General features: G+C 63.5%; 18 protein-coding genes. 2 read left to right on the top strand and 16 right to left on the bottom strand.

Annotated features, from left to right (window positions below; all coding sequences use genetic code 11):
- Positions 1-120 precede the first annotated feature (120 nt).
- Positions 121-2,958 carry a M16 family metallopeptidase gene (locus ACWCIA_RS12595; protein WP_454163715.1) on the top strand — a complete coding sequence of 946 codons (2,838 nt, stop codon included), beginning with the start codon at positions 121-123 and terminating at the stop codon, positions 2,956-2,958.
- A 177-nt stretch (positions 2,959-3,135) separates the two neighbouring features.
- Here ACWCIA_RS12595 and ACWCIA_RS12590 read toward each other — a convergent pair whose 3' ends face one another.
- The 16 genes from ACWCIA_RS12590 to flhD form a co-directional block, all read right to left on the bottom strand.
- The gene (locus ACWCIA_RS12590; RefSeq protein ID WP_454163713.1) at positions 3,136-4,767 is read right to left on the bottom strand and encodes a methyl-accepting chemotaxis protein; all 1,632 of its coding nucleotides are present in this window, start codon (positions 4,765-4,767) and stop codon (positions 3,136-3,138) included.
- 332 nt (positions 4,768-5,099) lie between these two features.
- The gene (locus tag ACWCIA_RS12585) at positions 5,100-6,305 is read right to left on the bottom strand and encodes an EAL and HDOD domain-containing protein (RefSeq protein WP_454163711.1); all 1,206 of its coding nucleotides are present in this window, start codon (positions 6,303-6,305) and stop codon (positions 5,100-5,102) included.
- Between the two features lie 56 nt (positions 6,306-6,361).
- Positions 6,362-6,997, bottom strand: coding sequence for a protein phosphatase CheZ (cheZ, locus tag ACWCIA_RS12580; protein WP_454163709.1), 636 nt, complete (start codon positions 6,995-6,997; stop codon positions 6,362-6,364).
- A 2-nt stretch (positions 6,998-6,999) separates the two neighbouring features.
- Positions 7,000-7,392 carry a chemotaxis response regulator CheY gene (gene cheY, locus ACWCIA_RS12575; RefSeq protein ID WP_379785642.1) on the bottom strand — a complete coding sequence of 131 codons (393 nt, stop codon included), beginning with the start codon at positions 7,390-7,392 and terminating at the stop codon, positions 7,000-7,002.
- Positions 7,393-7,545: 153 nt separating this feature from the next.
- Positions 7,546-8,607 (bottom strand): protein-glutamate methylesterase/protein-glutamine glutaminase, encoded by a 1,062-nt coding sequence (locus ACWCIA_RS12570; RefSeq protein ID WP_454163707.1) that lies wholly within the window; start codon positions 8,605-8,607, stop codon positions 7,546-7,548.
- Between the two features lie 11 nt (positions 8,608-8,618).
- Positions 8,619-9,221 (bottom strand): chemoreceptor glutamine deamidase CheD, encoded by a 603-nt coding sequence (cheD, locus tag ACWCIA_RS12565; RefSeq protein ID WP_454163705.1) that lies wholly within the window; start codon positions 9,219-9,221, stop codon positions 8,619-8,621.
- Between the two features lie 12 nt (positions 9,222-9,233).
- The gene (locus ACWCIA_RS12560; RefSeq protein WP_454163703.1) at positions 9,234-10,100 is read right to left on the bottom strand and encodes a CheR family methyltransferase; all 867 of its coding nucleotides are present in this window, start codon (positions 10,098-10,100) and stop codon (positions 9,234-9,236) included.
- Between the two features lie 176 nt (positions 10,101-10,276).
- Positions 10,277-10,771, bottom strand: coding sequence for a chemotaxis protein CheW (locus ACWCIA_RS12555; protein ID WP_454163701.1), 495 nt, complete (start codon positions 10,769-10,771; stop codon positions 10,277-10,279).
- 27 nt (positions 10,772-10,798) lie between these two features.
- Positions 10,799-12,940 (bottom strand): chemotaxis protein CheA, encoded by a 2,142-nt coding sequence (gene cheA, locus ACWCIA_RS12550; RefSeq protein ID WP_454163699.1) that lies wholly within the window; start codon positions 12,938-12,940, stop codon positions 10,799-10,801.
- A gap of 54 nt (positions 12,941-12,994) precedes the next feature.
- Positions 12,995-13,360, bottom strand: coding sequence for a response regulator (locus ACWCIA_RS12545; RefSeq protein ID WP_136218645.1), 366 nt, complete (start codon positions 13,358-13,360; stop codon positions 12,995-12,997).
- Positions 13,361-13,417: 57 nt separating this feature from the next.
- Positions 13,418-13,966, bottom strand: a complete 549-nt coding sequence (locus tag ACWCIA_RS12540) for a chemotaxis protein (RefSeq protein ID WP_454163848.1) — start codon at positions 13,964-13,966, stop codon at positions 13,418-13,420.
- 26 nt (positions 13,967-13,992) lie between these two features.
- Positions 13,993-14,943 (bottom strand): flagellar motor protein MotB, encoded by a 951-nt coding sequence (gene motB / locus ACWCIA_RS12535; protein WP_454163697.1) that lies wholly within the window; start codon positions 14,941-14,943, stop codon positions 13,993-13,995.
- 40 nt (positions 14,944-14,983) lie between these two features.
- Positions 14,984-15,844 carry a flagellar motor stator protein MotA gene (gene motA / locus ACWCIA_RS12530; protein WP_454163696.1) on the bottom strand — a complete coding sequence of 287 codons (861 nt, stop codon included), beginning with the start codon at positions 15,842-15,844 and terminating at the stop codon, positions 14,984-14,986.
- 150 nt (positions 15,845-15,994) lie between these two features.
- Positions 15,995-16,759: a class I SAM-dependent methyltransferase gene (locus ACWCIA_RS12525; RefSeq protein WP_454163694.1), complete on the bottom strand. Its 765-nt coding sequence runs from the start codon at positions 16,757-16,759 to the stop codon at positions 15,995-15,997.
- 28 nt (positions 16,760-16,787) lie between these two features.
- Positions 16,788-17,390, bottom strand: a complete 603-nt coding sequence (gene flhC / locus ACWCIA_RS12520) for a flagellar transcriptional regulator FlhC (protein ID WP_454163692.1) — start codon at positions 17,388-17,390, stop codon at positions 16,788-16,790.
- Between the two features lie 102 nt (positions 17,391-17,492).
- Positions 17,493-17,810 (bottom strand): flagellar transcriptional regulator FlhD, encoded by a 318-nt coding sequence (flhD, locus tag ACWCIA_RS12515; RefSeq protein WP_379748362.1) that lies wholly within the window; start codon positions 17,808-17,810, stop codon positions 17,493-17,495.
- A gap of 618 nt (positions 17,811-18,428) precedes the next feature.
- Here flhD and kynU point away from each other — a divergent pair.
- Positions 18,429-19,688, top strand: coding sequence for a kynureninase (gene kynU / locus ACWCIA_RS12510; RefSeq protein ID WP_454163690.1), 1,260 nt, complete (start codon positions 18,429-18,431; stop codon positions 19,686-19,688).
- Positions 19,689-19,695: the final 7 nt, after the last annotated feature.

Here is a 19,695-nt window from a genome sequence, read left to right as displayed (position 1 = left end):
AAGGCCGGCGAAACACTGAAGTTGTAGCAATCAGGAAATTGCAATACTATCCAGAGCCTCAGGTGGTTCGCACCGACCGTTCGGCCCAGACTCGCTGGCCTATTGTAAGGATCTGATTGCATGAAGATTTCGCCCCCGTCCCTCTTGCTGGCCGCGTGCCTCGCGTCGACCGCCGCAGTGCCGGCCTATTCCGCGACACCCAAACCGGCTGCGTCGAAAACGGCATTGAAAGTGGACTTCCAGAAGTTCACGCTGCCGAACGGCATGGACGTCATTTTCCACATCGACCGCTCCGATCCGGTCGTCGCCGTCAACCTGACCGCCCACGTGGGGTCGTCCCGTGAAAAGTCCGGCCGCACCGGTTTCGCCCACCTGTTCGAGCACCTGCTGTTCCTGGAGTCCGAGAACCTGGGCAAGGGCGGCCTCGACAAGATGACGGCGCGTATCGGGGGCTCCGGCGCCAACGGCTCGACCTCGCAGGACCGCACCAATTACCTGCAGACGGTCCCGAAAGACGCGCTCGAGAAGATGATCTGGGCCGAAGCCGACAAGCTCGGCTGGTTCATCAACACGGTCACCGATCCGGTGCTGGCCAAGGAAAAACAGGTCGTCAAGAACGAGAAACGCCAGGGCGTGGACAACGCGCCCTACGGCCACACCTCCTACGTCATCAACAAGGCCCTGTACCCAACGGATCACCCGTACAACTGGCAAGTCATCGGTTCGCTCGACGACCTGCAGAACGCGACCCTGGACGACGTGAAGGAATTCTTCCGCCTGTGGTACGTGCCGAACAACGTCACCCTGGTACTGGCCGGCGATTTCGATCCGGTGCAGGCGCGCAAGTGGGTCGAGAAGTATTTCTCCGAGATCAAGCGCGGTGACACGATCAAGCCGATGGCCAAGCGTCCGGGCGTCGTGAAACAGACGGTCAAGCTGGCCCACGAAGACAATTTCGCCAAGCTGCCCGAACTGACCATGACCTGGCCGACCGTCGCGGACCTGCACGACGACGCCTATGCGCTGGAAGTGCTGGCCGAATACCTGTCCCAGACCAAGCGCGCGCCCTTCTACCAGGTGCTGGTGGAAGAGGACAAGCTGGCGCCGAACGTCCAGATGGTCAACTTCACCTCCGAGCTGGCCGGCCAGTTCCGCATGCGCATCCGCGCCTTCGAAGGCAAGCCGCTCGACGAGGTCGCCGCCTCGGTCGACCAGGCCTTCGCCAAGTTCGAAAAGGAAGGCATTTCCGAGAAGGACCTGAACCGGATCAAGGCCGGCCTCGAGACCCGTTTCTACAACTCGGTCTCCAGCGTGCTCGGCAAGTCGGCGCTGCTGGCCGAATACAACTACCTGACCGGCAATCCGGGCTACGTCGCAGAAGGCGTCAAGAAGACGCTGGCGGTGACGACGGCCGACGTGCGCCGCGTGTACGACACCTATATCAAGAACAAGCCGTATGTGGCGACCAGTTTCGTCCCGAAAGGCAAGCTGGCGCTGGCCCTGAGCGGCTCGGCCAAGGCCGAGGTTGTCGAAGAGAAGGTCGTGCAAGGCGCGGAAAACGCGGTCGATCCGAGCCAGAACGCGAGCTACACGAAGACCCCGTCCTCGTTCGACCGCAGCAAGGAGCCGCCATACGGCCCGTCGCCTGCGGTCAAGGTGCCGCAGGTCTGGGATACGAAGCTGTCGAACGGCATGCGCGTGGTCGGCATCGAGAACAAGGAAGTGCCGCTGGTCCAGTTCGATATCGCCATCGACGGCGGCCTGCTGCTCGACCGGCTCGACAAGGTGGGCGTCGCCAACCTGATGGCGCGCCTGATGACCCAGGGCACCGCCAACAAGACCCCGCAGGAACTGGAAGAGGCGATCCAGCAGCTGGGCGCGACGATCAACATGTCGGCGCGTACCGAGGACGTGCGCATCAGCGTCACCACCCTCGCCCGCAACTATGACGCCACCCTGGCCCTGGTCCGGGAAATCCTGCTGCAGCCGCGCTGGGACGAGAAGGAATTCGCGCTGATCAAGCAGAGCGTGCTGAGCCAGATCCGCCAGCAGGAAGCCGACCCGAACGCGCTGGCCAGCATCAACTTCGCCAAGCTCATCTACGGCAAGGACGACATCCGCTCGCGCAACATCCTCGGCACTGCCGAGACCGTGAACGCGATCACGATCGACGACCTGAAGGACTACTACCGCGCCAACCTCTCGCCCTCGGTCGCGCGCATGCACGTGGTCGGCGCCCTGCCGAAGCCCGACATTACGCGTTCGCTCGCCCAGCTCAACCGCGAGTGGAAGGCCAAGCCGGTCAAGCTGCCGGCAGCGTCCAACGCAGCCGGCCCGACGCCTGCCAAAGTCTATTTCGTCGACGTGCCGGACGCGAAGCAGTCGGTGCTGCACGTGGGCTACCGCGCATTGGCCGTCACCGACCCGGACTATTACCCGGCGACTGTCATGAACTACATCCTGGGCGGCGGCGGCTTCGCGTCGCGCCTGACCCAGCAGCTGCGTGAAGGCAAGGGCTACACCTACGGCATCAACTCGAACTTCTCCGGAAGCAAGAGCGCCGGCCCCTTCGTCGTCGCCAGCGGCGTGCGCAGCAACGTCACCCTCGAGTCGACCCAGCTGGTGAAACAGATCCTGCAGGACTACCCGGCGACCTACACGGCGGCCGACCTGGAGACGACGAAAAACTTCCTCGTCAAGAGCAACGCGCGCGCCTTCGAGACGGCCTCGGCCAAGCTGGGCATGCTCGACAACATCAGCAAGTACGGCTGGCGCCCGGACTACGTCAAGGAGCGCGAACAGATCGTCAAGGCGATGACCCTGCCGCAAATCCAAGCCCTGTCGACCAAGTACCTCGATCCGTCGAAGATGGTGTGGCTGGTGGTGGGCGATGGCAAGACGCAGCTGCCGCGGATGAAGGCGCTGGGCTTCGACGAGCCGGTTGTGATCGGCAAGTAAGCTTGGGGCCGGCGGGTCCGCTAGACGGACCCGCCATAGCCTCCCCCTTTGGTTTCGCCAACTGCGCGTGCCTGGCTCCGGGCACCGCTGGGGCGCGTATCGGTCCTGACCAGGGATACTGACGAACGGAGCGTTCGTCCCTTGGACCGTTCACGCCGGCAGGTGCCGGCCGAACCCTTATTGCAGTGCCAGTCGACGCGAGGCAGCCGGCGTCGATGCCGTGCCGAGTGCAGGCGCAGCCATGCGCTTGCCACTGACGCCATCGCTCTCAAGCTTGAAAGTGCTGACCAGTTGCGCCAACGATGCTGCCTGGTCTTCGAGCGAGCTTGCAGCAGCCGCCGCTTCCTCGACCAATGCGGCATTCTGTTGCGTCACTGCGTCCATCTGCGTGATCGCGGAATTGACCTGCTCGATCCCCAGCGTCTGTTCGACACTCGCGCTTGCGATTTCGGACATGATATCGGTCACGCGCGTAATCCCGTGGACGATCTCCTGCATCGTTTTGCCCGCTTCCTGCACGAGTGTACCGCCGACATCGACCTTCTCCACCGAGTCGCTGATCAGCGTGCGAATCTCTTTTGCTGCAGCCGCCGAGCGCTGTGCCAAATTCCTCACCTCCGACGCGACGACGGCAAAGCCGCGCCCCTGTTCACCGGCGCGTGCCGCTTCGACAGCGGCGTTCAGCGCCAGGATGTTCGTCTGGAAGGCAATCCCGTCGATGACGGCGATAATGTCGGCGATCTTTTTGGAGGACTCGTTAATCGACGCCATCGTCTGGACAACCTGCGACACCACCTCTCCGCCGCGCGTTGCGATGCTCGAGGCATTTTGTGCCAGGGTATTTGCCTGGCGTGCATTATCGGCATTCTGGCGCACGGTTCCGGTCAGCTCTTCCATCGATGAAGCAGTTTCTTCGAGCGAACCTGCCTGCTGTTCAGTACGTGAAGACAGATCGAGATTGCCGGCGGCAATCTGTTGAGAAGCAGTGACGATGGTATCCGTACCGGAGCGCACCTCCGCGACCGTTGCAAACAGGCTGCCGTTCATCTCCTTGAGCGCGGACAGAAGGACGCCGACTTCGTCTTTGGACGTCACCCGGATATCCGCCGTCAGGTCGCCGGAGGCCACCTGCTGGGCGAGACCGACGGCGCGCGCAAGGGGTCGCGTGATGCTGCGGGTAAGCGTCACGCCGAGGGCGACTCCGCATGCCAGGGCAATGACTCCGAGGGCGATCAGGAACTTCTTGGAGTCAGCATAGACCTCGTCGATGTTGCGATTGGCGTCTTCGAAAAGCGTGTCCTGGAAAGCAGCGACATCGTCGACCTTGGCAAGGTACTTCTTCATTTCAGGGACCATCTTGTCGGTCACAGCCGCCTTGAATGCCGGGCTGACGCCCTCGTCCGCCTTGCGTTTGAAGGTGTCGTTACGAACAGCCGTATAGATCGTGCGCTGCTCTGCCACTGCCTTGAGGTTGGCTTTACCTTTTTCGCTCGACACCAGCCCTTCGAGTTCCTTCTGCACTTTATTGACCTGCGCGCTGACCTCCTTCATCTCGGCGTCGATCGCCTGCTCCTCCACCGGATCGGTACTGCGTGCCTTTTCCAGGGTGCGCACGCTGTTCGTGGCCACGCCCTCGCGCCAGGCGGCGGCCAGTTTGGCCTTATGGTGCGCTTCCACCATCGTCGATTTCGCGACGTCGATTCGTTGGAGCTGCCATAGCGCACTGGCAAGCACGATGCCAAGCAACAAAAGGATCAGGGCGAATGCGCCGGTCAGCCGGGTGCCGATTTTTAAGTTCGAAATTTTCATGATGTACAGAGCCGCTGTGGATGGGTCATGACGTGTAACGCCTCTCCCGGGCGCACCACGCAACATGTTTCCGTAGGATAACTCCTACGAAACGTTAAAAATCGGCTGAGGAATGAAAAATCGACATACTGTAGCAGGACAGGCAATAGATGGTCGCCGATTTACAACGTCCGATAGCAGTCTTGCAAGCAATCGCCTGCGCCGGTCATGCCAGCGCCGGCAAACATGCGTGCGTGCCAGCGCATCCTGGCAAAAGGAAGGTTCAGAATAGGGTGTGGAGAGCCGGTGATTGGACAATCACCGGCATCGCTGAGCAGGTGGGTTGACCTTGCTTACTGCGTCACCGCCTGCGCCCACGCCAGCGCCGACAGGTGCGCCTTGTTGACCTCGAACGGGCTGATGTCGAGCGAGCCGGCCAGCGAACCGACCAGGTTCGAGCTGAGCTCGCAGGCTTCGGCCAGGGCCAGGTAAGGCCCGTACATGCCTTCGCGACGCATCAGCGCGCGCACGACTTCGGGCGGCAGCGGGATCGTTTCCAGCACCTGCTGCATCGGCAGCCCGAGCAGGCGGTCGAGCAGGGAGAACATGCCGGCGACGAACAGGTTCTCGCCCTCCCCCTTCGGCAGCGTATGCAGGCCCAGCAGTTCGGTGAGGCGGCCGCGCACGACGGCCGTTTCCATCAGCACCGGCGAGTAGCCGCTCTCGCTGGCGCCGGCCAGCAGCAGGGTCAGCCAGCGGTACAGGGGGGCGTAGCCCATCAGGCTGATGGCCTGGCGGATAGTCTGCACTTCGCGGCCGGCGCCGAAGCCGGCCGAGTTGATGTTGCGCAGCAGCTTGTAGGTCAGCGCCGGGTCGCGCTTGAGCACGCTTTCAAGCTTGGGGATGTCTTCGTTGTTCTGCACCATCTGCATCAGTTGCAGGATGATGGTCTGGGCCGGGTTCAGGCCCTTGACCTGGTTGCCGGGGCGCGGGGTCAGGTGCAGCTTGCCGACGAAAGCGTCGAGGCCGAGCGTGGCGCAGGCGTCGTAGTCGATCCAGTTGCTCACCGGGCGCCCCACCATGCGCAGCGCCGACTGCTTGGCGGCCGCGTAGCTGCGCGCCTGCTCGGCGACGTTGATGCCGGCGAAGCGCATCTCGACGTGCGAGGCGTAGGGAGTCAGTGCCTTGGTGATGTGCTTGGGTTCGAGGCCGCGGATCGAGATGCCGACCCCGCCGGTGCGCACGGCCTGGATGGCGGCGCGGGCATTCGGGTCCATCAGGTGGCGCGCCTGCAGGCTCAGCACGGTGCGTTCGGGCGGCAGCGCGAACAGCGCGTCGGTCGAGAGCATGGCCGGCACGGCGTCGAGATACAGCTGCTTGTCGCGCAGCAGCCAGCCGTGGTCCTCGTCCTGGACGTGCTCGGCGACGAAGCCGACGAGCGCTTCCAGTTCGGCATCGGGGACGGGCTGGGCGCCCCGCTGCCACAGCAATTCGTAACCGATGACCCGCTGCGCAGGATCGAGCAGCGGTTCGCGAACAATGTAATTAGTGTGATGCATGGAAAGTCGCGCGAAGAAATCGGATGGCGGCCTGGCGCCGCCCTGGCTTTGGCGCCTTAAAACCCCAGGCTGTCGAGCAGGTCGTCGACCTGCCCCTGGTTCGCCACGACTTCGACGTTGCCCTCGGGCTTGATCTGCGGCCCGTTCAGCAGGCCGTTGTCGAGGTCGCGCCGGATTTCGCTCGGGGCGAAATCGATCAGTACCTGTACCAGCTGTTTTTCGAGGTCCTGGGCGATCGAGGTGATCTTGCCGATCACCTGGCCGGTCAGGTCCTGGAAGTCCTGCGCCAGCATGATGTTCATCAGCTCGGCGCGGGTGGCGGTCGCCGCGCGCTCGGTTTCAAGCATGGCAGCCACGGTGCGTTCCGCCAGTGCACGCCAGGGCGCGTCGCCGGTGGTATCGCTGTCCAGCAGCGCCTGCCACTGGGTGCGCACCTCGGCGCTGCGGCTCTCGATCGCGTCCTGCAGCGGGCTGGCCGCGTCCGTTGCATCGAGCACGCGCCGGGCAGCCTGTTCGGACAGCCGCGCCACGTAGTCGAGACGGTCGCGCGCATCGGGGATGTCGCTTGCCGCCTTCTCGACCAGCTTGTCCAGTCCCAGGCCGCGCAGGCTGTCGTGCAGCGTGCGCGTCATGTGACCGACCCGGCTCAGGACTTCCTCGTGCGACGCAAGCTCGGCGCTGGACTGGAGCATGATTACGCCTTTTCCATTTTCTCGAAGATCTTGTTCAGCTTTTCGTCGAGCGTGGCGGCCGTGAACGGCTTGACCACGTAACCGCTGGCGCCGGCCTGGGCGGCCGCGATGATGTTTTCCTTCTTCGCTTCCGCGGTCACCATCAGCACCGGCAGCTTGGCCAGCGCGGGATCGGCGCGGATGTTCTGCAGCATGGTCAGACCGTCCATGTTAGGCATGTTCCAGTCCGAGACCACGAAGTCGAAGGTCTCGCTGCGCAGCTTGGCCAATGCCATCACGCCGTCTTCCGCTTCGTCGACATTGGCGTAGCCCAGTTCTTTCAACAGATTCCGGACGATGCGGCGCATCGTCGAGAAATCGTCTACAACCAGGAAACGCATCTTTGGATCAGCCATGAATTACTCCGTTGATTCTTTTACTATGGTTAGTGTGGCTTGAGTCGCTGCGATCAGCAGCATCAGCAGCATCGAGCAGACCCAAGAATAGCAGTTTTGTTTCTGTACGGCTATAAAACGGGCCAAAAAGGGACACTCGCGAGTCGATCCGGATCAAACGCGCAACGCTCGGCCGCCGTGGGCCGACATGTGGCCGAGCACCAGGCCCGGCAGCGCGGTCAACGGGGCCACTTCGTGGGTGGCACCGATGGCAATGGCTTCGCGCGGCATGCCGAACACGACGCAGGACGCCTCGTCCTGGGCGAAATTCTGCGCGCCCGCGTTTTTCATTTCAAGCATACCAGCAGCGCCGTCTTTTCCCATTCCTGTCAGGATGACGCCGACCGCGTTCTTGCCGGCGGCAATCGCCGCCGAGCGGAACAGCACGTCGACCGATGGCCGGTGCCGGTTGACCGGTTCGCTCTGCTCGATCCTGGTCATGTAGTTGGCGCCGGAACGCGCCAGCAGCAGGTGCGAGTGGCCCGGGGCGATGTAGGCGTGGCCGGGCAGCACGCGCTCGTTGCCGGCCGCTTCCAGCACGCGGATCTTGCACAGCGCATCGAGGCGCTTCGCGAACGAGCTGGTGAAACCTTCCGGCATGTGCTGGGCAATCAGGATGCCGGGGCAGTCCGAGGGCATCTGCATCAGGAATTCGCGGATTGCCTCGGTGCCGCCGGTCGAGGCGCCGATGATGATCAGTTTTTCCGACGAGGTGAGCGGGCTGCGCAGTTGCGGCAGGCTGGTCGTCGGCGCCGCGCTCGCGCTGACACGTTTCACGCGCGCACGGGCGGCGGCGCGGATCTTGTCGGCGATGAGCTCGGTGTACTCGCGCATGCCGGCCTGGATCGAGAGCTTGGGCTTGGTCACGAAGTCGACCGCGCCCAGTTCCAGCGCGCGCATCGTGATTTCCGAGCCGCGCTCGGTCAGGCTCGACACCATCAGCACCGGCATCGGGCGCAGGCGCATCAGCTTTTCCAGGAAGTCGAGCCCGTCCATCTTCGGCATCTCGACGTCGAGCGTCAGCACGTCGGGATTGTGTTTCTTGATCAGTTCGCGCGCGACGAGCGGATCGGGCGCCGTGGCGACCACTTCCATGTCGGGCTGCGAATTCACGATTTCGCTCATCACGCTGCGGATCAGGGCCGAGTCGTCGACGATCAGGACCTTCGTTTTCATTCTCTATCCCTTCAGAACAGGTCAATCTCGCCGCCCACCGGCTCGACCTTGAGGCGCTTGGCGTAGTCGAGTTCGCGCTTGGCGAGGGTATCGTTCCGGGTTTGCATCAGTTTCTTGACCAGCACCTTGCCCGTGCGCGGGAAGAAATACACCTTGCGCGGGTGGATGTCGTTCAGGTCTTCGGCCAGCACCGGGATGCGTTCGGTCTTCAGGAAATTCATCACGAAGGCGGCGTTGCGCTCACCTACGTTCATCGCCGTGAAGCCGCGCAGCACGGCGCCGCCGCCGAACACCTTGGCTTCCAGGTGCTCGCGGCGCGCGCCCGCCTTCAGCAGGTCGTTGATCAGGACTTCCATCGCGTAGGTGCCGTAGCGCATCGAGGCCGACACCGGGCTGCCGGCGTCGCCGCCGCCGTCGGGCAACATGAAGTGGTTCATGCCGCCCAGGCCCATCACGCGGTCGCGGATGCAGGCCGACACGCAGGAACCGAGCACGGTCACGATCAGCATGTTCTTGCCGGTGTAGTAGTACTCGCCCGGCAGGATCTTCGCCGCGTCGCAGTCGAAGGTGCGGTCGTAGTAGACGTTGGTGGCGAACTGGTTGTTGGTGTGCATGTCAAATCCTGCTTAAGCGCGACGGTCATTCAGTTCGTAGACGGTCTTGCCGCGCAGGCGCAGCGAGTTGGATACGTACAGGAAGTTTTCGGAATGACCGGCGAACAGCAGCGCGTGCGGCTTCATCAGGGGCACGAAGCGCGACAGGATCTTGCGCTGCGTTTCCTTGTCAAAATAAATCATCACGTTGCGGCAGAAGATGGCGTCGAATTGCCCGCCATGCTGTCCGCCCAGCGCCCAGCTGTCGTCCAGCAGGTTGAGCTGGCGGAAGGTCACCAGCTGGCGCAATTCCGGGCGCACCCGCACCATGCCTTCGTGGCGTCCCTTGCCGCGCAGGAAGAAGCGCTTGAGGCGCTCCTGCGACATCTTTTCCACGCGCTCGATCCCGTACACGCCTTCGCTGGCGGTGGCCAGCACATTGGTGTCGATGTCGGTCGCGATGACCTGCACCGGCGGGGTCAAGGTATTGAAGGCCTCGCACAGGGTCATGGCGATCGAGTACGGTTCTTCGCCGGTCGAACTGGCCGAGCACCAGATGGTCAAAGGCGCATTGTCACGGGCGCGCAGCGCCTGCACGTGCTCCGCCAGCAGCGGGAAATGATGGGCTTCGCGGAAGAAGGACGTCAGGTTGGTCGTCAGCGCGTTCGTGAACGACTCCCACTCCTCCTTCATGCGCCCTGCTTCCAGGTCGTCGAGGTATTTGGCGAAGGACTGGATGCCGGTCGCGCGCAGGCGCCGCGCCAGGCGGCTGTAGACCATTTCCTGCTTGCTGTCGGCCAGCGAGATGCCGGCGCGGCTGTAGATCAGGGCGCGCACGCGCTCGAAGTCGGCGCGCTTGAAGTCAAATTCCTTGACCGTATCGGATTTCTGTAACGGCACGTTGCCTGCCTTCGTTTCTACCAGTGGAATGGCATTTGTTTTGCGCCGTGCTGTCTCGAAAGCTCGAGAAACCGTAGCGAGCGGAAGGAGTTTTGTCCGAGAAGCGCAGCTGTACTCTGGTACAGCGAGCATCGCAGGGCAAAAATCCGACGCGCAGTAGGTTTATCGGGCTTTCCTCAGGCTGCCAGTTTATTATCGATCAGACCCATTTCGGCCGACGACATCAGGCGGTCGATGTCGACCAGGATCAGCATGCGCTCGTCGACCGTGCCGAGGCCGATCAGGTAGTCCGAGCTGAAGGCCGTGCCCATGTCCGGCGCAGGCTTGACCTGGTCCGGCGTGAGCGTGGTGACGTCGGAGACGCTGTCGACCACCATGCCCATCACGCGGCCGGCGATGTTCAGGATGATGACGACCGTGAACTGGTCGTAGGTCGGCGTGCCGAGCTTGAACTTGATGCGCATGTCCACCACCGGGATGATGATGCCGCGCAGGTTGATCACGCCCTTGATGAATTCGGGCGCGTTGGCGATGCGGGTCACGGCTTCGTAGCCGCGGATTTCCTGCACCTTCAGGATGTCGATGCCGTATTCTTCCGAGCCCAGCGTGAAGGCAAGGTATTCGCTGCCGGCGCCGTCGTTGGCATGGGAGATGGTTGGGGTCATGGACATGGGAATTTCCTCGTTTTCAGTTAGATATCAGGCAGCCGCTTCGTCGGCCACCTGGCGCGACGAGCGCACCAGCGCCGCCACGTCGAGAATCAGCGACACGCCGCCGTCGCCCAGGATCGTCGCCCCGGAAATGCCGGCTACCTTGCGGTAGTTGGCCTCCAGGTTCTTCACGACCACGTGCTGCTGGCCGACCAGGTCGTCGATCAGCAGGGCGGCGCGCTTGCCCTCGGACTCGAGGATGACGACGATGCCGTCGGCCGGGTCCTGCACGCGGGCGGCAATCCCGAACACGCCATGCAGGGCAATCAGCGGCAGGTATTCGCCGCGCACCTTCAGCACCTGGCCGCGGCCGGCGATGTCGCGGATGTCTTCGCGCCGCGGCTGCAGCGACTCGACGACATAGCCTAATGGAAGGATATAGATTTCCTCACCGCAACGTATAGTCATCCCGTCCAAAATGGCGAGTGTCAGCGGTAAAGAGATCGAAATCGTGGTGCCGAAACCACGGGCGGAGCGGATGTCGACCGAGCCGCCCATGGAAGTGATATTACGTTTGACAACATCCATGCCGACGCCGCGGCCCGACACGTCGGTGACCACGTCGGCCGTCGAAAAGCCCGGCGCGAAGATCAGCTGCCAGACTTCGGCGTCCGTCATGTTGTCGGACACGGCCAGCCCGTTCTGCGCCGCTTTCGCCAGGATGCGCTCGCGGTTCAGGCCGGCGCCGTCGTCGGCTACCTCGATGACGATGTTGCCGCCCTGGTGGCCGGCCGACAGGAACAGGCGCCCGGCGTCCGACTTGCCGGCGGCGCGGCGCGTTTCCGGCATTTCGATGCCGTGGTCGATGCTGTTCCTCACCAGGTGGGTCAGCGGGTCGACGATGCGCTCGATCAGGCCCTTGTCCAGTTCGGTGGCGGCGCCGTGGGTGATGAAGTCGACCTTCTTGCCGAGCTTGCCGGCCAGGTCGCGCACCATGCGCGGGAAGCGCGAGAAGACGAAGTCCATCGGCATCATGCGGATCGACATCACCGCTTCCTGCAGTTCGCGCGTGTTACGCGTGAGCTGGCCGACCGAGGACAGCAGGCGTTCGTGCAGCATCGGGTCGAGCCCGCTGGAACGCTGCTCGATCATCGCCTGGGTGATCACCAGCTCGCCGATCAGGTTGATGAGCTGGTCAACCTTTTCGACCGAGACGCGGATCGACGAGGACTCGGCGCCCTTCTCGTCCTTCTTCACTGCCTTTTTCTCGGCGATCTCGATGACGTTGCTGGCCGCCGGTGCGACAGCGCCGTTCGGCGCCGCCGGCTCGACGCCGGCCAGGGCGCGGATCTGCTCGATCGGCTGGAAGAAACCGTAGCCGCGCTCGTCGTCGGACAGCTCGGCGGCGGGCGCCGGCTCCTCGTCGACCGGATCGAAGAAGCCGTAGCCCTGGTCGTCCTCGATGCGGGCGCGCTCGGCGGCCTCGATCGCGCGCTGTTCCGCCGTGAGCGGCGGCGCCTCGAAGATCTTCAGTTCGTCAGGATCGAGCACGAAGGAGCAGATCGCGACGATGTCTTCCAGGCTCTCGTGGGTGGTGATGACGAGCGCGCTGCGCCCGCCTTCGAGCGGCGTGACCGACACGCGTCCCATCAGGCCCAGCTCCTCGACCAGCGCGTTGACGTCGCGCTGGGGCACGCCGGGCAGTTCGATCTTGTAGCGGCGCGCGCCCTCGCCTGCCTGCGCCTGGGCCTTCGGCTCGGCATGCAAAAAGGAGGGCACGACCACGCTGGCCGCGGGCACCAGGCCTTCGGACAGGTCGTGCAGCACCATGCGCACGTTGGCCACGCTGTCCTGGTCGACGGGCGAACCGTTGCGGTGGCCGTCGAGCTGCATCTTGAGCGTGTCCTTGGCGGCCAGGAAGGCGTCCACGTGCTGCGAGGTGAGCGCCATCTCTCCCTTGCGGATGCGGTCCAGCAGCGACTCGAGCACGTGCGTGACTTCGCTCATGTCGGTGATGCCGAAGGTCGAGGCGCCGCCCTTGACCGAGTGCGCGGTGCGGAAGATCGCGTTCAGGTCTTCCGCGTCGGGCGCGGCCACGTCGACGGCGAGCAGCAGCCGCTCCATTTCGGCGAGCAGCTCTTCGGCCTCGTCGAAAAAGACCTGGTAAAACTGGCTGATGTCGATCGTCATGCTGAAACCCTGCGGATAAATCCAAGCCCGTGCATTCGGCGCTGCGTCATTGCGTTAGCCGATTACTTTTTTGACGACTTCGATCAGGCGCTGGGGATCGAAGGGCTTGACCAGCCAGCCGTTCGCACCGGCCGCGCGGCCTTTCGACTTCATTTCGTCCGACGATTCGGTGGTCAGCATCAGGATCGGTACCTTCTGGTACTCGGGCAGGCCGCGCAGGTGCTTGATCAGCGACAGGCCGTCCATGCGCGGCATGTTCTGGTCGGTCAGGACCAGGTCGACGACCTGGTTCTTGGCCTTGTCCAGGCCATCCTGGCCATCGACCGCTTCGACCACCTGGTAGCCGGCCGCCTTCAGGCTGAAGGCCACCATCTGGCGCAGCGAGCTCGAATCGTCGACTGCGAGAATTGTTTTAGCCATGTTGTGCTCCTGCTGTTTTTTCGTAGTGTTGGGGGGCGCCGAACCGACTGAACGCGGTCAGAACAGTTCGATGTCGCCGCTTTCGAGATGCTGTTGTTCGACCGACTTGCGCAAGACGCTGCGCAGTTCCAGCGACTGGACCGCCAGCGCCATGCTGACCTTGCCGAGGCGCTCGACGATTTCGTCGCTGCCCGTCTCCGGACGGATCGTCGAACCGTGTTCGTCGAGCGTGCCGAGGAATTCGCGCAGGCCCGTCACGCGTTTCAGGGTCCGGTCGATCAGCTGGCTCGTCATGTCCTGGAACTGCATGCTGGTGATCGCCGTGTTCACGTGGGTGCCGATGTCGCCCGACATCGCCGCCAGCTTGGCGCTGTCTTCCGGGGTCGGGGTGCCGCCGGCAAGCAGGCGGTCGATCGCTTCCTGGCGCGCGCCGACCGTGCTGTGGATCGCGATGAAGCTGGTGGTCAGCTTCTCGACCGCTTCCTCGAGCAGCAATCCGGTCTGCAGCAGGTCGGTCTCGACTTCGCTGAGGTGGCGCCGGCCATGCGTGGAGACGCCCGACAGCAGGCGCTTCACGTGCGATCCCAAAATTTTTTTTCTAGCCATCATGGTCCTCGATTCTGTCCCGCGCTTTACTTTGCCGTGCCGGCCGGTGACGGTACGGCGGCTGTCACGGCCTGTGCGGCGGCCGTGCTGTCATTGGCCGGCACGTCGAGGGTGGCCGCGTCCCGCATGACGGCGTCCTCGGTGCGCTTGTTCATCACGATGATGCTGATACGGCGGTTGATCGGGTTGAACGGGTCGGCGCGGTCGAGCGGCGCCGCCGCGGCCAGGCCCACCACGCGCAGGATCTTCTCGTCAGACAGGCCGCCAACGACCAGCGCGCGGCGCGAGGCGTTGGCGCGGTCGGCCGACAGTTCCCAGTTGCTGTAGCCGGCGTCGCTGAAGTACGGGGTCGAATCGGTGTGGCCGGACAGGCCGATCCGGTTCGGCACGTCGTTCAGGACAAAACCGAGCACGTTCAGGATCTCGCTGGTGTAGGGCTGCAGGGTCGCCTTGGCCAGCGCGAACATCGGGCGGTTCTGCTCGTCCACGATCTGGATGCGCAGGCCTTCGCTGGTGATGTCGAGCAGCAGCTGGTTCTGGTATTTCTTGAGCGTCGGATTGGCCTCGATGACCGCCTCGATCTTGGCCTTCAGGGTTTTCAGGCGCTCGCCTTCGGCGCGCTCGAGGGCTTCCTTGGCAGCGTTCAGGTCGTAGGTCTTGCGGTTGGTTTCGGTATCGCCCTTGTTGACCTGGCCGTTGCGGCGCGTCAGGTCGGTGCCGCCGCCCTTGATGACGGAGGAACTGTCGCCCGAGCCCGAGCCGCCTTCCATCGCGACCTTCAGCGGGTTCTTGAAGTGTTCCGCGATGCCCTCGAGGTCGCCCTTGGAGGTCGAGCCGAGCAGCCACATCAGGAGGAAGAAGGCCATCATCGCCGTCACGAAGTCGGCGTAGGCAATCTTCCAGGCGCCGCCATGGTGCCCGCCAGCGGTCTTCTTGATCCGCTTGACGATAATCGGGCGCATTCCTTCGTCAGCCATGCAGGTTCCGTACTGTGGTCAGGTTAAATGGCGGCGAAGCTTACTTGCTCTTCGATTTCTTGATGTGCTCTTCCAGCTCGGCGAAGGACGGGCGCTCGGTCGAGTACAGCACCTTGCGGCCGAATTCGACTGCCAGCGCCGGCGCGTAGCCGTTCAGGCTGGCGAGCAGCGTGACCTTCACGCACTGGAACATCTTCGACGATTCGTCCAGTTTCTGCTCGAGCAGGCTGGCCAGCGGCGCCACGAAGCCATAGGCGAGCAAAATGCCGAGGAAGGTGCCGACCAGCGCCTTGGCGATCAGGATGCCGAGTTCGGCCGGTGGAATGCCCACCGATTCCATCGTGTGCACCACGCCCATGACCGCGGCGACGATACCGAAGGCCGGCAGGCCGTCGCCCAGCTTGGCGATGACGTGGGCCGGCACCGCGCCTTCATGGTGGTGGGTTTCGATCTCGTTGTCCATCAGGTTCTCGATCTGGAAGGCGTCCATGTTGCCCGAGACCATAAGGCGCAGGTAGTCGGCCATGAATTCGATGATGTGGTGGTCCGCCAGCACCAGCGGGTACTTGGAAAACAGCGGGCTCGCTTCCGGCGCCTCGATGTCGCCTTCGATCGACATCAGGCCTTCCTTGCGCACCTTCGAGAGCACGTCGAACAGCAGCGACATCAGCTCCATGTACATCTCGCGCGTGTACTGCGAACCCTTGAAGACGGTCGGCAGCGCCTTCATCGTCGCCTTGATCGACTTGTTGTTGTTGCCGACGAAGAATGCGCCGACGGCCGCACCACCGATCATCAAGAGCTCGATCGGCTGGAACAGGATGGCTGCATGGCCGCCGGCCAGGATGAAGCCGCCGAACACCGAGGCGCAAACGATGACGTAACCGATAATGACTAACAAAAGCTGCTCCAGAAGGGGCCGGGGGTGGCTTGGCGAACGTGGAATCCGAGACAGAATGTCTCAGAGAAAATATTTATTCACGGAACTACTGCAGCTGGAACAATAGCTGGAGAATAGCCTCTGGGCAAGTAAAAAGGCCCGGATTGTCTCCTAAAAGTGCCATATATACAGAGTTCGACCCGTATCTTGTAGATAGAGAGATAAGGTCGGGGGATGGCCGTCGATCGCGAACTCGTAGCTCATCAAGATGCTGCCCGGACGCATCTCGCGTTGCGCCTTGTGCCACAGGGCGGTCATCGCGGCCGGCGACAGGTAGGCGAAGACGGCGTCGAAGCCGGCGAAATCAAGCTTTTCATAGTCGCCGAGGATGAAACGGGCGCGGCTGCGCGAGAAACGGGCGCGCAGCCAGCTGGCCAGCCAGGGCAGCGGCGCCAGCTCGATCCCGGTCACCTCGGCATCCGGACGGCGCCGCGCCAGGTCGAGCACCAGGCCGCCGAGGCCGCTGCCGATATCGATGACCTTGAGCGCCCTGCCCTCGGGAAGCTGCCCGGCCACCACGGCCCAGGCGGTCTTGCCGGACGGGTAATACGGCACCTGGGTGCGGAAGGTCGACCAGTACAGCACCAGCATGAACAGGAAGATGCCGAGGAAGAGGCTCGGCGGCACGTCAAGGCCGCTGGCGCCGTATAGCGCGAGCGGGAACAGCAGGCCGATGGCGATCCACCAGGGGGCGAGGCGCCAGCGCCAGGTCAGCAGCGCGGCGAAAACGCCCTGCAGCAGGGCGGCATGCAGGTAGGAGGGGCTGGCGCCGGCGCGCGCCAGCAGCCAGACGGCGGCCAGGGTCAGCGGGAAGGCGGCGAGCTGGCACAGCAGTGCGCGCAGAGAGGGCACGCGCAGCAGGCGGCCGCCCTTCATGGCTGCTTCAGGTGCATCGCTGGAAAACTCAGGTGCCGGATGCGGCATCGCCGCCCGCTTCCGCCCTGGCTGCGGCGGCGTCGGCTTCGGCCTGGGCATTGGCTGCGTCTTTCGCCTTGCGCGTCTTGCCGGCGCGCGAAGGCATGTGGCACAGGCCGCACAGGTAATCGCTGTTGAGGTCGAGCGCGTTGACGACGAATTTGCCCTTGCACTTGCCGCAAGGGACCAGCGCCAGCATATTGCTCTGGAAGAAACGCACCAGGGTCCAGGCGCGCGTGAGCGAGAGCAGCGGTTCTTCGCCGGGCGCGGCCGGCATCTGTTCGAGGTAGAGCTTGTAGGCTTTCATCACCGCCTGGACACCGGAGGCGCCGGCGTGTTCGACCAGGAAATGATAGATGTTGATGAACAGCGAGGAATGGATGTTCGGCTGCCAGGTCAGGAACCAGTCGGTCGAAAACGGCAGCATGCCCTTGGGGGGCGACACGCCTTTCAGTTCCTTGTACAGCTTGATCAGGCGCTCGCGCGACAGCGAGACTTCGCTCTCGAGGAGCTGCAGGCGCGCTCCCAGGTTGATCAGTTCGATCGCAAGCTGGATTTCCTGCGCTTCGGATACGACGCTTTTCTTGCTCATCCCACTACTCCGGCTTCAGTCTGCGGCCATCCTACACCATAGTCCGGAGCTCAGCGGGAATTTCCAACCCGCCGGCCAGCGGCAGGGTCGCCAGCGTGGTTCTTACGCGATTTCTTCGGCAGGCTGGCCGGCCATCAGGATGGCGGCGTGCGACTGCGCCAGGGCGCGGTCTTTGGTGTGGCTGGTGAGCATCGACAGGATGGCGGTGTCGTCGAAGCGGAAGCGGGCCAGCATCATGTTGCCGCCGGCAAGCTTCAGGATCTGGGCATTGCTCATGCCTTCAATCAGGTCGGCGATGTCGGCCGAGATGCCGAGACGGAAGATGGCGGTGACTTTGTCGCTGCGGATCATCTGCTGGGCCAGCATCAGGTAGCTCAGGTTAGCGTCCCGGATTTCAGCCATCATGTCGTTTGCAGTCATTTCCATTCTCCGTCGTATCGTTGTTCCTGGCGCTGTGTGTGTTGCCAGTGAGATAGATTCTGACTGTGTGGAAACTTTTGCGGAATCGGATGAACCCTGTATTTTGAGTCAGGAACGAGCGAAGACCGCTATAGGAGTTTGTCTGACAAACCCTTGCGGATGGGGGATGCGCTCCTATGACAAGGAGGCGATTTCGATGTTGTCGAGCGGGCCGTTTTTGCTGTCCGGATGATGTCCGGCGACTTGCTCGTTTGTTGCTTTGTGTTGGTTTACGTCAACCAAAACCGGAACTTGAGGGCTGGTTTGAACTATTTTTCAAGCCTGCTTCCTGCCCTTCTGCACCTTTAACGGCAACGCCGGCGGGAACTTTAGGGTTTTTGAAAAATATTTTTGAAATATTTTTTAGCCACCCGAAACCGCGCCTTCTGTACCCTTTACGGCGGCACTTCCGGGAACTTTAGGGTTGTTGCCAAAAAAATTTAAAAAAAGTTCAAACACAGCGCCGCGCCGGGCGAAGCGAGCGAAAAGAATGTCAAAGCGTCATCGACCGGCCATCTCCAGGCGCCCTTTTCTTGCTACACTGCCGCCCGACGAGACTCCCTACCGGACACGCTACCCATGACCGCAACCCCGATCACCCGCGCCGATTGCCTCGCGCGCGATGCGCAAGACCCGCTGGCGCCCCTGCGCGAGCGCTTCGACCTGCCGCAAGGCGTCATCTACCTGGACGGCAATTCGCTCGGCGCCCGCCCGCGCGCGGCCCTGGCCCGCGCTCACGAGGTGGTCGCCCAGGAATGGGGCAACGACCTGATCCGCAGCTGGAACACGGCCGGCTGGTTCGACATGCCGAAGCGCCTGGGCGACCGCCTGGCGCCCCTGATCGGCGCCGGCAGCGGCGAAGTCGCGGTGACCGACACCACCTCGCTCAACCTGTTCAAGGCCCTGGCCGCCGCCATCCGCATCCAGGCCGAGGGGCCGAACGCGGCCCGCCGGGTCATCGTCACCGAGCGCAGCAACTTCCCGACCGATATCTATATGGCCGAGGGCCTGGCCGGCTGGCTCGATCGCGGCTACAGCGTACGCCTGGTCGACTCCGTCGAGGAACTACCGGCCGCAATCGACGCCGACTGCGCGGTCGTCATGCTCACCCACGTCAACTACCGCACCGGCTACCAGCACGACATGGCGGCCCTGACCCGGCACGCCCACCAGAACGGCGCGCTGATCGTCTGGGACCTGGCCCACTCGGCCGGCGCGGTGCCGGTCGACCTGCGCGCCGCCGAGGCCGACTTCGCGGTCGGCTGCACCTATAAATACCTGAACGCCGGTCCCGGCGCCCCGGCCTTCATCTGGGTACCCGAGCGCCACCAGGCGCAGTTTAATCACCCGCTGACCGGCTGGTGGAGCCACGCCAAACCCTTCGCGATGGCGCACGGCTTCGCTCCCTGCGACGGCATCGGCCGCGCGCTGTGCGGCACCCAGCCGGTGGTCTCGCTGGCGCTGGTCGAATGCGGTCTCGAGGTGTTCGAGGAAACGAGCATGGAGGCGATCCGCGCGAAGTCGCTGGCGCTGACCGACCTCTTCATCGAGCTGGTCGAATCGCTCTGTGCAGGCCACCCGCTCGGCCTGGTGACGCCGCGCGAGCATGCGCGCCGCGGCAGCCAGGTCAGCTTCACCCATCCGCACGGCTATGCGGTGATGGCGGCCCTGATTGCGCGCGGCGTGATCGGCGACTACCGCGAGCCGGAGATCATGCGCTTCGGCTTCACGCCCCTGTACACGGGTTTCGCCGACGTCTGGGATGCGGTCGCGATCCTCAAGGACATCCTCGACCGCGAAGACTACGATGTCGCTGCCGCGCGCAGCAACGTGACCTGAGGCCAGG

Source organism: Massilia sp. SYSU DXS3249 (genome assembly GCF_053668055.1).
Note: the sequence above shows the minus strand (reverse complement) of the source record. Positions and strands in the feature narration are given on the sequence as shown.

What these genes read in the sequence shown, in the direction of transcription:
- ACWCIA_RS12595 (WP_454163715.1), top strand. Translation starts at nt 121, where the DNA reads ATGAAGATTTCGCCCCCGTCCCTCTTGCTGGCCGCGTGCCTCGCGTCG.
- ACWCIA_RS12590 (WP_454163713.1), bottom strand. Translation starts at nt 4,767, where the DNA reads ATGAAAATTTCGAACTTAAAAATCGGCACCCGGCTGACCGGCGCATTC.
- ACWCIA_RS12585 (WP_454163711.1), bottom strand. Translation starts at nt 6,305, where the DNA reads ATGCATCACACTAATTACATTGTTCGCGAACCGCTGCTCGATCCTGCG.
- cheZ (WP_454163709.1), bottom strand. Translation starts at nt 6,997, where the DNA reads ATGCTCCAGTCCAGCGCCGAGCTTGCGTCGCACGAGGAAGTCCTGAGC.
- cheY (WP_379785642.1), bottom strand. Translation starts at nt 7,392, where the DNA reads ATGGCTGATCCAAAGATGCGTTTCCTGGTTGTAGACGATTTCTCGACG.
- ACWCIA_RS12570 (WP_454163707.1), bottom strand. Translation starts at nt 8,607, where the DNA reads ATGAAAACGAAGGTCCTGATCGTCGACGACTCGGCCCTGATCCGCAGC.
- cheD (WP_454163705.1), bottom strand. Translation starts at nt 9,221, where the DNA reads ATGCACACCAACAACCAGTTCGCCACCAACGTCTACTACGACCGCACC.
- ACWCIA_RS12555 (WP_454163701.1), bottom strand. Translation starts at nt 10,771, where the DNA reads ATGTCCATGACCCCAACCATCTCCCATGCCAACGACGGCGCCGGCAGC.
- cheA (WP_454163699.1), bottom strand. Translation starts at nt 12,940, where the DNA reads ATGACGATCGACATCAGCCAGTTTTACCAGGTCTTTTTCGACGAGGCC.
- ACWCIA_RS12545 (WP_136218645.1), bottom strand. Translation starts at nt 13,360, where the DNA reads ATGGCTAAAACAATTCTCGCAGTCGACGATTCGAGCTCGCTGCGCCAG.
- ACWCIA_RS12540 (WP_454163848.1), bottom strand. Translation starts at nt 13,966, where the DNA reads ATGGCTAGAAAAAAAATTTTGGGATCGCACGTGAAGCGCCTGCTGTCG.
- motB (WP_454163697.1), bottom strand. Translation starts at nt 14,943, where the DNA reads ATGGCTGACGAAGGAATGCGCCCGATTATCGTCAAGCGGATCAAGAAG.
- ACWCIA_RS12525 (WP_454163694.1), bottom strand. Translation starts at nt 16,759, where the DNA reads ATGAAGGGCGGCCGCCTGCTGCGCGTGCCCTCTCTGCGCGCACTGCTG.
- flhC (WP_454163692.1), bottom strand. Translation starts at nt 17,390, where the DNA reads ATGAGCAAGAAAAGCGTCGTATCCGAAGCGCAGGAAATCCAGCTTGCG.
- flhD (WP_379748362.1), bottom strand. Translation starts at nt 17,810, where the DNA reads ATGACTGCAAACGACATGATGGCTGAAATCCGGGACGCTAACCTGAGC.
- kynU (WP_454163690.1), top strand. Translation starts at nt 18,429, where the DNA reads ATGACCGCAACCCCGATCACCCGCGCCGATTGCCTCGCGCGCGATGCG.